Here is a 12478-nt window from a genome sequence, read left to right as displayed (position 1 = left end):
GAGACACAGTGTTTACCTTGGGCAACTTTCGAGGCAATAATGAGCCTCATCCGTATATATTCTATGCATTAGTATAGGTCAGGTTTCTTTCCTTAGCAACAAAATCTTTCCCTAGGGAAAGATTCAGGAGGACTGATTATGATCGCAAGAAAAACGAAGATGATGACTACGAGACCCGGTTCAAGCGAAAGCAATTGTTACATCTATTACGATATCCGATTCCGGCAACCATTTGCTATAATCAAATGGCAAGCAATAGCTTGCTTAAGGATAAAGTCAACTTTGTTGAGGTGAATCGCGTTGCAGCCTAATCCTGGCTCGGCTTTCATAAGCAACCTGCTGTTAAACTTACAAGTTCATCCGGTGGAAGCCCATTTCACACACTGCTTGCCGGAATGGAAAGAACTCGATTACATACCGGCTTACAACAAGTTTTACTGGATCCGCGAAGGCGAAGGCTGGTTAAAAATTAACGGCAAGGAATATTCTCCTCTTCCCGGTCAACTTTGCTTAATGCCCGCTCACGTCGAACAATCCTATTCCGTCGTCAACGATAACACTTATCGTAAATATTGGTGCCATTTTACCGCTTCGGTGGGGGAGTTGGATTTGTTCCAATGGCTGGACGTCCCTTATTGCGTCGATATCCGGAATAACGAGCAGCTAACGGGATTATTTCAAGAACTCGCGGAGCTGCATATGAGCGAGGCTTTCATCTCGCGCATTCGCGAGAAAGCCGTGCTGCTCGAGATCATTGCCGTCTTCCTTACGGAAGCGGAGGGCAACATCCGCGTCGTGACGGGACGGCTCGCGGATATGGAACGATTAAACCGGATCGAACAATTCGTCGGAGATCATCTGTCCGAGCCCGTTACGCTGGAGCAGATCGCCAAATCGATTCATCTTCATCCGAATTACGTCGTCCGTTATTTCAACAAGCATTTCGGCGTATCGCCGCTTAAATACTTGAATCGCAAAAGAATGCAAAAAGCGAAGGAGCTGCTCGGCTCGACTTCGCTTACGGTTAAAGAAGTCGCGGAACGGGTCGGGTATCCGGATACGACTCATTTCGCCAAAGCATTCCGCAAGGAAAGCAGCTGCAGCCCGACGGAATACCGCATTCAAGCACGGTATCGAACATAGTAGAGGGCATGGATTAAGCCGTCTTCGATGACGGCTCGCCGGCTTGTCGCAATACGCGCACTGATTTCCCTTTGCCCTGTAACCGTACGACGATCTTGTCCAGTGTTTTCGCAGCCGTATGATCCCATACGTGGGCAGCGGTAAGATCGAGGCATACGTTCTCCGAAGCGTCGTTAAAGTCGATTCGGTCGAGCAACGTATCGCTCGAGACGAAGAACAGTTGCCCCCGCACGCGATATATTTTTTCGTCCCCGTTCGTTTCTTCGTGAACGTGAAGCTGGGTTGCCGATCGATAGGCGTATACAAGAACGCTTAGAACGACGCCGGCGATGACGCCGATGGCCAGATCGTGCGTAACGAGTACGATCGCTACGGTCGTAAGCATGATTAGCGTATGCGCGAGCGGCTTACCGCGAATATCGCGGAAGTAACTCCAATCGAATATTTCGATGCACACCATCATCATGACGCCTACAAGCGCCGCGATCGGAATGCTGTTCAGCACGTCGTCCAGCACGAACACGAGCACGAACAGAACGATACCGGCGACTAACGTAGATAATCTTCCTCTTCCTCCGACCTTGACGTTGATCGCCGATTCCGCGATCAGCGCGCACCCCGCCATGCCTCCGAAGAAACCCGTAACCGTGTTCGCGATCCCCTGTCCCTTCATTTCCTTGTCCTTGCTCGTCTTCTCTTCCGTCAGCTCGTCGATGATCGTTTGGGTAAGAAGCGTTTCCGAGTAGCCCACGATTGCTAGCGAGAATGCGGTCGGCAACAAAATCCACAACGTCTCCAACGTAAACGGGATGCTCGGGATATGCAGGAACGGAATCGTCGGCTCTATGGTCGCCAAGTCTCCAACCGTATTCAGGTTCATATGCATGAAAACGACGATAAGGGTCATGAAGCCAACCGCTACGAGGGGAGAAGGTATCGCCTTAGTAAATTTAGGCAAAATATAGATGATTGCCAGCGTCGCGAGAACCATCGCATACATCAGCCACGATTGGCCTTCGAAATATCGAAGCTGCGAAATAAAAATGAGGATCGCCAGGGAATTAATGAATCCCGTTATGACCGAATGCGGCACGAAACTCATCCATCTGCCTAGCTTGAACAGCCCCATCGCGAGCTGAATAATTCCCGTGAGAATCGTTGCCGCGAATAGGTACTCCACCCCATGCTGGGCGACGAGCGCGGTCATCAATACCGCCATCGATCCGGCCGTGGACGAGACCATTGCCGGTCTGCCTCCGAATATCGAGATGAGAACAAGAATGCATATCGTCGAATAAATGCTTACCATCGGATTAACGCCCGCAATGAATGCGAAAGCAAGCGAATCCGGAATCAATGCCAGAACCGTCGTAATCCCGGCCAATACGTCCGCTCTTATGTTTGAAAACCAAGTCGTTTTTAATCGTTGCAACATGTTCGAAACTCCTTCTGCGATTGCTCAAGCGCACTTGTTGATGATACCTTGAATCGCCGGAGGCGTCTACCCTGCCAGGATGTCCCTTGTGTCCTTGAGTTCCTTGCGCCAATAGGAAAAAATAAAAACCGCTGCTCTTAGTCGGCTAAGAGAAACGGTTCATTCCTGTTTACGGTCCTATCGGGATTAGCGTTAGGATTAGGCTTTAGGCTTGGATCTCCGTTTCAGATGATTCTGATACGAAGCTTCCAGCAAACGGTTCATGCCTTCCTCGAACTCCGCGTCCGAAGGAGATTTATCGATCTTGGAATCGGGGAATCGGATATCTTTAATCTCCCAATTGTTCGTAACGAGGTTGATCTTGAATCCTTTGGACAGCAGAAATTTCCGGCGACTGTCCTTATACTCCGGCGCTTTAGGTTCCGCGACGATCGACTCAACCGGTTCCGGCGCTTCCTCGGGCTCGATTTTCGCGGGACGTTTGATTCCCCGGGCTTCGTCCGCCTTCAACTGTTCGGCTTCCTTCAGCGACATCGGTCTCTCGGGCTTATTGCCCTTCATCCAGTCGAGATCGTAGCGCATTCTCGAATTAATAATATAGTAGGATTTACCTTTGATATTTTCCTTGGGAATCTCGTCGTATAGTTCTTTGCGCTTCTTGAAGCCCTCGATCACGCGCTTGATCTGCTGCTTCTCGATATCGATAGGAACCACTTCGTTGCCCGGCATATACACGTCGCACATCACCTGTTTGAACAAAAACTCGCCCAACTCGGAATCGTAATAGTTGGTGAAGGTGACCGCCACGTCTTTTTTATTGATCGTAATCGTTTGGTTCAAGGTAAATCCTCCTCATGACTATAAAAAGCTCGCTGTCCCTTATTATATCCCATAACGAGCGAAAGAGCAGTAGCAACTGTATCATCATGCGAGCTTGGAGTCAATATTTCTTTTTTCTGAGAAAGCGCTTGCCAAAACCATGAACTCCTTTGTAGAATCAACAAGGAAATTGTCGTACAAGATCAATGACTTTGTGGAGGAAAAAGAAGCTATGAGACGTGAAATCGGGGTACACGAGAGACCCCCCCTTGGACTTAGCCTTACGCTAAGCCTGCAGCATTTGTTCGCCATGTTCGGCTCGACGGTGCTCGTACCGAACCTGCTTCACGTCGATCCTGCCGTTTGCTTGCTCATGAACGGGATCGGCACGCTGCTCTATCTCTGGATTTGCAAAGGAAAAATACCCGCCTACCTCGGCTCCAGCTTCGCCTTCATCGCTCCGGCCGGCGCGGTAATCGGCACGTATGCCTCCGACGGAGACGGCTATGCCGCCGCGCTCGGAGGCTTCATTATCGCGGGATTGATCTTCACCTTGCTTGCGATTATCATCCAATACGCCGGCACCGGCTGGATTAACGTCGTCTTCCCTCCCGCGGCCATGGGCGCAATCGTTGCCGTTATCGGCCTCGAGCTCATTCCGGTTGCGGCGCGAATGGCAGGTTGGATTAACCCGGGTGACGTCGCCGACTGGAAAATGGATACGAATACGGTCATTCTGTCGATCTCGACGATGCTCGTTACGATATTGGGCAACGTGCTATTCCGCGGATTTATGCGGATCATTCCGATTCTGATCGGAATCATTTTCGGTTACGTGCTCGCTTATCTGATGGGAATGATCAAATTCGGGTTCCTGGATCAAGTGGATTGGTTCGACACTCCGACGTTTACGACTCCCGCATTCGAATGGACGGCTATCTTGGTCATCGTTCCGGCAGCGCTCGTCGTTATCGTTGAGCATATCGGGCATCTCATCGTCACAGGCAATATCGTGGATAAAGATTTGTCCAAGGATCCCGGTCTTCATCGTTCCTTGCTCGGCAACGGCATCTCGACGATGATCTCCGGTTTCGTCGGTTCCACGCCGAATACGACCTACGGCGAGAATATCGGCGTGCTCGCGATCACACGCGTGTACTCGACGTTCGTCATCGGCGGCGCCGCCGTATTCGCGATCTTGCTGTCGTTCCTCGGCAAATTCTCGTCTCTCGTCTCCCATATTCCGGTTCCGGTCATGGGCGGTATCTCGTTACTGCTATTCGGCGTCATCGCGGCTTCCGGCTTGCGGATGCTCGTAGAATCTAAAGTCGATTACGGCAAGCCGACGAACCTGTTCCTGACCACGATCGTACTCGTTACGGGCCTGAGCGGAGTCAAAATCTCGTCGGGCAATTTCGAGATGTCGGGTATGGCTCTCGCCACCGTCGTCGCGATCGTATTCAGTCTGTTGTTCAAGCTGTTCGAGATCACGCGGCTGTCCAACGACAAGGAAGACGCTGAACCTAAGAAATAAACATGCTGCTCAAACGTAAAGAAACTCCCGCAAGCGAACGACTTCGTTCGCTTGCGGGAGTTTTCTTTATGCTGCGGCAGTTCTGTTCTATAGGAATCGCATCAAAAAATTAAGGTTTTCATAGACGCGATATGTTAATCTAGGTTCATCGCTACTACTCTATTATATTCAGAAGGTGTACCTTGACGACATTTTTACAAATGAACACCATATTCTTAAGCATGATCATGGAAGCGATCCCGTTCGTTCTCATCGGCGTGTTAATCTCTGGGCTCATCCAATCCTTTATCACCGAACGTTGGATTGCCCGGATTATGCCCCGAAATCGTTTCCTTGCTTCCTTATTCGGCTGCAGCGTCGGAATTCTGTTTCCGTCATGCGAATGCGGGATCGTGCCTATCACTCGCCGACTGTTGGGCAAAGGCGTTCCGCTTAACGCGGGAATCGCCTTCATGCTTACGGGACCGATCATTAATCCGATCGTCCTATTCTCTACATATATCGCGTTCGGCAACGATTGGAGAGTCGTGGCCATCCGCGCAGGCATGGCTTTCGCGGTGGCATTGGCCGTTTCGATGACCATTGCGCTATTATTTCCGGTGATGCCGCTTAAGAATTACGGGCAACAAGTCGCCGCCACATCGGAGCAACCGTTAGTCAAATCCGTCAAGCAGCCGATCTTCCCGCGAATCGGCCACGTGCTCTCTCATGCCGTAGACGAATTTTTCTCCGTTGGCAAATATTTGGTGCTCGGAGCTTTCATCGCGGCATGCATGCAAACGTTCATCCCGACATCGTCTTTGCTTCAGTTAGGCAACAATCCGCTGACGGCTTCCCTGGTCATGATGGGACTTGCCTTTACGATGTCGCTCTGCTCCGAAGCGGATGCTTTCATCGCTTCTTCTTTCCGAAGCACCTTCTCGATGGGCGCTTTGTCCGCATTTCTCGTCTTCGGTCCGATGATCGATATCAAAAATACCTTAATGCTGCTAGGAACGTTCCGGGGTAAGTTCGTTCTCGCGCTCATTGCGCTAGTCTCCGTATTTACGCTGACCGGATCCTTGATCGTAGGGAGGATTATTTGATGATTCGCTTTTATATTCTGTTCGGCTTCGCGTTCATGTTCTCGCTCATACACTACCAAGATCAGCTCAACAAATACATAAATACGAAGTACGCTTACCTCTCCATCACCGCGATCGTTATTCTATCGTTGCTCTGCATTGTCGAGGTAGCGAGAATGTATCGGCTGGAGCAAGCGGAGAAAAGAAGAACGGAAGCCGCCGAGCGGAAGCTTGAACAGGAACGGCATGATCTCGAATCCGGACATACGCACGATCATGATCACAATCATGATCACAATGAAGAGCATCCCGATCATGGACACACCCACGAGCACGAGCATGCGCATGACAGCCCTTTCGGCCACACCCACGAATCGCCTTCTCGATGGAAACGGACGATCGGATATTTGATCCTGAGTTTCCCGATATTCACGGGGATCTTCCTGCCGGTACAGACGCTCGACTCGAGCTTCGTGAAAGCCAAAGGCTTCTCCTTTCCTTCGGCGGAAGGCACGATGTCGGACAAAAATCCGGGCCAGCATCAATTCCTTAAACCGGATTCCAGCGTCTTCTATGGCAAAGAAGGGTATGAAACGATTAAGAATAAAGAACTTGCTGATTTCCTAAACCTTCGCGAGATCGAGTTGAACGATCAAACGTACATGAAAGGAATGGAAGTCATCTATAATTTCCCCGGCAACTTCATGGGGAGAAAGATATCGTTCAACGGTTTCGCTTACAAAGGCGAGCAAGTGGACGGGGATCATTACTTCGTTTTCCGATTCGGCTTCATCCACTGCGCGGCTGATTCTGGCGTGTTCGGGATGCTGGTCGATTTTCCGAAAGGGACGGATCTGGAAAACGACGATTGGGTACACGTGACCGGCACACTGACATCTGAGCTCTATCAACCGTTCAAACAGAAGATTCCCGTGCTAAAGGTTACTTCCTGGAAGCCGATACCTGCACCCGAAGACCCTTACGTTTATCGAATCTACTAACTATCGAAGGAGAAACAGGCATGAAGCTGGACAATATTACCGTGCTGGACTTCGAGACCAGCGGACTGGACCCGGCCCGCGACCGCGTCATCGAAATAGCGGCTATCCGTTGCTATGGTGGAGAAATCGTTAGCCAATTTCAGACGCTGGTCCGGTTCGAAGGCGCGCTGCCGCCGAAAATTACGGAGATTACCGGGATTACGTCCGCGGATTTGGTACATGGGATGGACGAGGAAACGGCCTTTCGCATCCTCAACCGAATTATCGGAGATAGTATTCTCGTCGCCCATAACGCCATGTTCGACTTGAGCTTCCTCCATCACGCGTTGCATCGCTTCGCGAAACGGTCGTTCAACAATTCATTTCTGGACACGCTCACGATATCCCGGGCACGTCATACATATCCGCATAACCTGAAAGAAATGTGCGATCGCTACGGCATCGTCTTGGAAGGCGCGCATCGTTCCCTTAACGATGTCATCGCCTGCTGGAAGCTGCTTGAGAGAATGAACGCGGAGCAAAGCGTGGAAAACGATCTGAACGTGCTCGGTTACATGAAGAAATTCGGCATGCCCAAGTGGCGTCCCGAGCAGGCGAGTCTCGTACCGATCGAGATCAAGTACGCATAGCAGCGAGGGCAATGGAGCATGGATACATAAATAGGCGGGAATCCGCGAAAAGAACCAATTCGGCTCTCCGGGCGGATTTAGAGACCCGCACACCCAATCCCGCTCTTATTGTCACGTTTTGCGACAATGAAAGCGGGATTGGGTGGGTTTGCCTCGCCATCGTCGCTTTTTCCGACTATGAGAGCAGGGTGGGGTTGGTTGCCTCCCATAGTCGCTTTTTCCGACTATGAGAGCAGGTTTGGGTAGTTTTGCCTTGCCATAGTCGCTTTTTCCGACTATGAGAGCAGGGTTGGGTAGTTTTGCCTCGCCATAGTCGCTTTTTCCAACTATGAGAGCAGGGTTGGGTAGTTTTGCCTCGCCATAGTCGCTTTTTCCGACTATGAGAGCAGGTTTGGTTAATCGATGGAGGCATCATAGTATCATATTCTGGCACTATAAGCCCAATCGACGAACCAAGAGGTACTTTGATAGGGGATCCGTACTTTTAGCGGCCCAAGCCCAAGCGAAATACACCGATAGACTGCCCCCGTTATCAATCCGAATGATGTCTAATGAGATCCAAAAACGCTTGTCCATACTTCTCGTATTTAGCCGCTCCGACGCCTTTAACCGAACGCATCGCTCTCTCGTTTGCAGGCATCGCCTCGCACATCTCCCGAAGGGTCGCATCGTGGAAAATAACGAAAGGCGGCAGCCCTTCCCCATCGGCGATCCGCTTACGAAGCTGGCGCAAGGCGTTGAACAACTCCGCGTTCGCCACCGGCGCCGAAGAGCCGCCGCTGCGGGAAGAACCGGATCTTCCGCTTGTCCGCGATACCGGAGGCGCTTCCGGTTCTGCCTTGTGATACACGCGAGACTCTCCTCGCATGACTTCTAGGACAGGCTCCATTAACTGAACGACCGGATAAGCGGTATCCGACATTCGCAAATATCCGTCGGCCACAAGCGCGTGAATGAGCTGCACGAGCGGTTTCTCTGCCATATGCTTTAATCTGCCGTAAGATCTTAGGCGATCGAAGTTGAACTGCCTGATCTTCGCGTCGTTAGCTCCCCGAAGCACCTTGGCCGTTAGCGTAACGCCGAAGCGTTGCTTCATCTCCGAGATGCAGGCGAAAATCATCTTCGCATCCTCGGTCACGTCTTTCTGTTCACGCGTATCGGTGCAATTGGCGCAAGTCCCGCATGGTTCCCCGTTCTCCTCGCCGAAATATCGGACGATCGTCAGCTGTAGGCAATCTCCCGTATGCGAATATTGCACCATATCGTTCAACAAACGATAATCGTTCCGTTTTCTCTCATCGCTTGCCTCGCTTTGATCGATAAAAAACTTTTGAGTCACGACGTCCTGAGGCGAAAATAACAACACGCACTCTCCCGGATCGCCGTCGCGTCCGGCGCGCCCCGCTTCCTGATAATAGGCTTCCAAGTTTTTCGGCATATTGTTATGGATAACGAAGCGAACGTTCGACTTGTCGATCCCCATGCCGAAAGCGTTCGTCGCCACGATAATTTGCACATCGTCCCGCTGAAAAGCATCCTGAGTACGCGCGCGGTCCTCTTCGCTTAGTCCGGCATGATATTTGCCGACCGGTACGCCTAGCGAATGAACGAACGAGTAGACGCTCTCCACCTCTCGACGGGTCGAGGCATAAATAATCCCGGCTTGGTCCGAATGCTCCTTCACGTATCTAGCGACATAATCCCGCTTGTCCGCATTGCGGACGACCGACATCGCCAGATTGCTCCGGGCGTAACCCGTCGTCACCCTTGCCGGTTCGCGCAGTTTAAGCCGCTCCACGATATCTTCCTTGACGACGTCCGTCGCGGTCGCCGTGAACGCCGCCATTACCGGGCGCGGCTCGATATCCCGCAGCAACCGCACGATCGTCATATAGCTCGGACGGAAATCATGTCCCCACTGGGATACGCAGTGCGCCTCGTCCACCGCGATCAGCGGCACTTCCAACCCTCGGATAAGCTCCCGGAAATACTCGGATTCCAACCTTTCCGGCGCTACGTACAGCAGCTTGTAATGACCGGCCGCCACGTCCCGCATTCTCTCGTTCGTCTCTTTCACGGAGAGCGAGCTATTGATATAAGTAGCTTCGATGCCCGCCGTGTTCAAAGAATCGACTTGATCCTTCATGAGGGAAATCAACGGGGAAATGACCAACGTCACCCCCGGAAGCAAGATCGCCGGTATCTGATAACAGATCGACTTTCCCGCTCCCGTCGGCATAATGCCGAGCACGTCTTTGCCGTCCAATATGGCTTCGATCAACGTCGACTGTCCCGCGCGAAAGCGGTCATACCCGTAGTACGTTCGTAATGCATCAATTGCCGCTGGATTCATTTTCGGCCTCCCTGTCTCGGAAGCCAAGGTGAAGCTTCTCCGGTATGATAAACGTGCAGAACATGAAGCGCGCGGGTACAAACCGTATAAAGCAGCTTCCGATCCTTATCCTTGCCGTAAAGATCGTCCGAAGCATCCCATACGAGGACGGCGTCGAACTCGATGCCTTTGGCCAAATAGGACGGCAACACCGACACGCCTCTAGGAAGCTCCGCGGAACCGCCCGTGACGAGCGCAATCGAAACGTCGTTCGGCAGAAGCTCCTTCAGAACTGCCGACGCGTTGCCGGTTTCGTGCGCCGTCTTCGTGATGACGCCGATCGTTCCATAGCCTTTCCCCAGCAAATCTTCGATGTCCGCCGCGATCTTTTCCCCTAACTGTCCGCCGTCTTTACAGGCAACAACCTTCGGCGGTTCTCCCTTTCGGTTAAAAGGAGTAATGCCCTTGGCGTCTTCGGCTGTCAGAATGGCTTTGGTAAAATCCACGATCTGTTCCGTGGATCGATAGCTGGTCGTCAATCTTAGCACGGATGTAACTTCCGGCGACATCAACCGAATCCATCCGCCGAACCCGCCGCTATCCTGCGACTGAAGGTAGATCGCTTGGTTAAAGTCCCCAAGCACGGTCATTCGAGCGCGCGGGTAACGCCTACGAAGATAGGCCGCTTGGAAAGGGGAATAATCCTGCGCTTCGTCCACGAACACGTGAAGAATATCGCCTTCCACTCTCCGAAAACCTTCCAAAGCTTCCGAAACGTACATGAGCGGAGTCGCGTCTTCATGATCGACGAGCTTGCGCCCGAACGTCTCCTCCGCGCGTTGCAGCATCCATTCCCAACCGAGCGGCAGCTTGCCGTCGGGGGCGCACGCCGCAAACAGCGAACGGCTCTCGAACAGTTCCCGATATGTCGCGACGGCATCCAGGAAGCGATAGTTCCGAACCGCTTTCACCAGCGGAGCAACGGCATTCTCCGCGACGCGCCTTCGAATAATGGCGCTCATATGGTCCTCGTCTTCGAAAGCCTCGTCATGAAACCCGCCGCTCCGGCGAACCTCGACGTAAGCGCGCTGTATATCCTCGGAGCTGGCCGATTCGGCCGCCTCCTCCACCCAAGCCTCATCCATCTGGGAATCCACCCAGGATTGGAGCCGTTCAAGCAACCACCGCCGAACGCCCGCCGCGCGGGTGCCGAATCCGTCGGAAGCTTGAATGCCGTAAAATCGCTCGGACATCTCTTCCGCCGACGCGATCGTCATGCTGCGAAATCTTAGAGGATGGAAACGGACGCCCTCTTGCTCCAACCGTTTCAAATAATTTTCTACCGTGACGAAAAAATGCTCCGAACCCTTATATCTTACCGATCGCTCCCTGCTCTCACCGGCCGGGCTTCCATCGTCCGCCGCCAACGCTTCCGTCTGCGAGAACAGATCTTCCACCTCGAACCTGCGACCTAACCGGGCTTCGATCAATTCCCTGAACGTCATCTGCCGCATATTCGCTTCACCCAAGTCCGGCAATACGCGAGAGATGTACCCCTTGAATACCGGATTCGGGGAAAATAAAATGATCTGATCCGGAGCAAGCGACTCCCGGTACCGATACAGCAAATACGCGATTCTCTGCAAAGCCGCGGACGTCTTTCCGCTGCCTGCGGCACCCTGAACGACAAGCAATTTGTGCTTCTCGTCCCTAATAATCCCGTTTTGCTCCTTCTGAATGGTGGCAACGATGCTCTTCATCGACGTATCCGAGCCTTCCGACAGTACGGCCTGCAAAATTTCGTCTCCGACCGTCTCGGACGTGTCGAACATGAACTTCATCTGACCGCCGCGAATGACGAACTGTCGCTTGAGCAGCAATTCTCCGATCATTTCCCCATCCGGAACCCGGTAAGTAGCGGGACCTGGCTCATGATCGTAAAATAAACTGGACACGGGCGCACGCCAATCGTAAACGTAGAAAGTCTCCCCGTCTTCCCCTACGAGAGACGCGCGCCCGATATAGATGACTTCGGCATCGTAACCCTTCTCAGCAAAATCGATTCGCGCGAAATACGGCGAATCGAACTGCTTCGTCAACCGTTCGACGGCTTCCGAAGCTACCCTATGGCTACGTTCCCGTTCCGCTAGCAGTTCGGCTTGCTGAACGATACTGCTCCAAGTCTCGCCGACTTCGGTCGAATCGGAGAAGTTCATTCTTACGTCGTCCCAGAACTCTTGGCGTATTCCGACAACGTCTTCGCGCCGGTCTCCGAGCAGCGCCAGCTCCTTGCGCATCCGCCTGCTCACCTGCTCCAGCACGACCAACAACCGCTTCTCTTCCTCGTCGCGAGGCGAATTCGGCTCGTTTACCACATTCCTCAACTCCCAAGTAAAACCTTCGTATTCTATGTTGTATCACGCTCATCAACCGAGTGCAACCTTACATCGGAAAAATCGCTTACCGATTCGTTACATAGAAATGAGGATGTCCCGCAAGTTAAGTCGGGAGGTTTTCCCCC

The 12478-nt window shown here is 52.3% G+C and carries 9 protein-coding genes; 5 read left to right on the top strand and 4 right to left on the bottom strand.

Annotation, left to right across the window (positions count from 1 at the left end):
- Window positions 1-300: 300 nt before the first annotated feature.
- Window positions 301-1143, top strand: coding sequence for an AraC family transcriptional regulator (locus tag HH215_RS33780; RefSeq protein ID WP_169283910.1), 843 nt, complete (start codon window positions 301-303; stop codon window positions 1141-1143).
- Window positions 1144-1156: 13 nt separating this feature from the next.
- Here the strand turns inward: HH215_RS33780 and HH215_RS33775 are convergent, their stop codons facing one another.
- On the bottom strand, window positions 1157-2578 hold the full coding sequence (locus HH215_RS33775) for a SulP family inorganic anion transporter (RefSeq protein WP_169283909.1): 1422 nt from the start codon (window positions 2576-2578) through the stop codon (window positions 1157-1159).
- 198 nt (window positions 2579-2776) lie between these two features.
- Window positions 2777-3418, bottom strand: a complete 642-nt coding sequence (locus tag HH215_RS33770) for a hypothetical protein (RefSeq protein WP_169283908.1) — start codon at window positions 3416-3418, stop codon at window positions 2777-2779.
- A 211-nt stretch (window positions 3419-3629) separates the two neighbouring features.
- Between HH215_RS33770 and uraA the strand changes: the two genes are divergently transcribed.
- From uraA to HH215_RS33750, 4 genes are all read left to right on the top strand, one after another.
- On the top strand, window positions 3630-4931 hold the full coding sequence (gene uraA, locus HH215_RS33765) for a uracil permease (RefSeq protein ID WP_169283907.1): 1302 nt from the start codon (window positions 3630-3632) through the stop codon (window positions 4929-4931).
- A 200-nt stretch (window positions 4932-5131) separates the two neighbouring features.
- Window positions 5132-6016: a permease gene (locus HH215_RS33760; RefSeq protein ID WP_169284701.1), complete on the top strand. Its 885-nt coding sequence runs from the start codon at window positions 5132-5134 to the stop codon at window positions 6014-6016.
- Window positions 6016-6996: a TIGR03943 family putative permease subunit gene (locus HH215_RS33755; protein ID WP_169283906.1), complete on the top strand. Its 981-nt coding sequence runs from the start codon at window positions 6016-6018 to the stop codon at window positions 6994-6996. The genes HH215_RS33760 and HH215_RS33755 overlap by 1 nt, the downstream gene beginning before the upstream one ends.
- 20 nt (window positions 6997-7016) lie before the next feature.
- Window positions 7017-7625, top strand: coding sequence for a 3'-5' exonuclease (locus HH215_RS33750; RefSeq protein ID WP_169283905.1), 609 nt, complete (start codon window positions 7017-7019; stop codon window positions 7623-7625).
- A 532-nt stretch (window positions 7626-8157) separates the two neighbouring features.
- Here the strand turns inward: HH215_RS33750 and recQ are convergent.
- The gene (gene recQ, locus HH215_RS33745; protein WP_169283904.1) at window positions 8158-9978 is read right to left on the bottom strand and encodes a DNA helicase RecQ; all 1821 of its coding nucleotides are present in this window, start codon (window positions 9976-9978) and stop codon (window positions 8158-8160) included.
- On the bottom strand, window positions 9975-12332 hold the full coding sequence (gene helD, locus HH215_RS33740; protein WP_169283903.1) for an RNA polymerase recycling motor HelD: 2358 nt from the start codon (window positions 12330-12332) through the stop codon (window positions 9975-9977). Before helD ends, recQ begins: the two co-directional genes overlap by 4 nt.
- Between the last annotated feature and the right edge of the window lie 146 nt (window positions 12333-12478).

Origin of the sequence: Cohnella herbarum (assembly GCF_012849095.1) — a bacterium.
GTDB classification, from domain to species: Bacteria; Bacillota; Bacilli; order Paenibacillales; family Paenibacillaceae; genus Cohnella; species Cohnella herbarum.
Note: the sequence above shows the minus strand (reverse complement) of the source record. Positions and strands in the feature narration are given on the sequence as shown.

Excerpts from the sequence above, each read along its gene's own strand:
- HH215_RS33755 (WP_169283906.1), top strand. The coding sequence starts at position 6,016 with ATGATTCGCTTTTATATTCTGTTCGGCTTCGCGTTCATGTTCTCGCTC.
- uraA (WP_169283907.1), top strand. The coding sequence starts at position 3,630 with ATGAGACGTGAAATCGGGGTACACGAGAGACCCCCCCTTGGACTTAGC.
- HH215_RS33760 (WP_169284701.1), top strand. The coding sequence starts at position 5,132 with ATGAACACCATATTCTTAAGCATGATCATGGAAGCGATCCCGTTCGTT.
- HH215_RS33775 (WP_169283909.1), bottom strand. The coding sequence starts at position 2,578 with ATGTTGCAACGATTAAAAACGACTTGGTTTTCAAACATAAGAGCGGAC.
- recQ (WP_169283904.1), bottom strand. The coding sequence starts at position 9,978 with ATGAATCCAGCGGCAATTGATGCATTACGAACGTACTACGGGTATGAC.
- HH215_RS33750 (WP_169283905.1), top strand. The coding sequence starts at position 7,017 with ATGAAGCTGGACAATATTACCGTGCTGGACTTCGAGACCAGCGGACTG.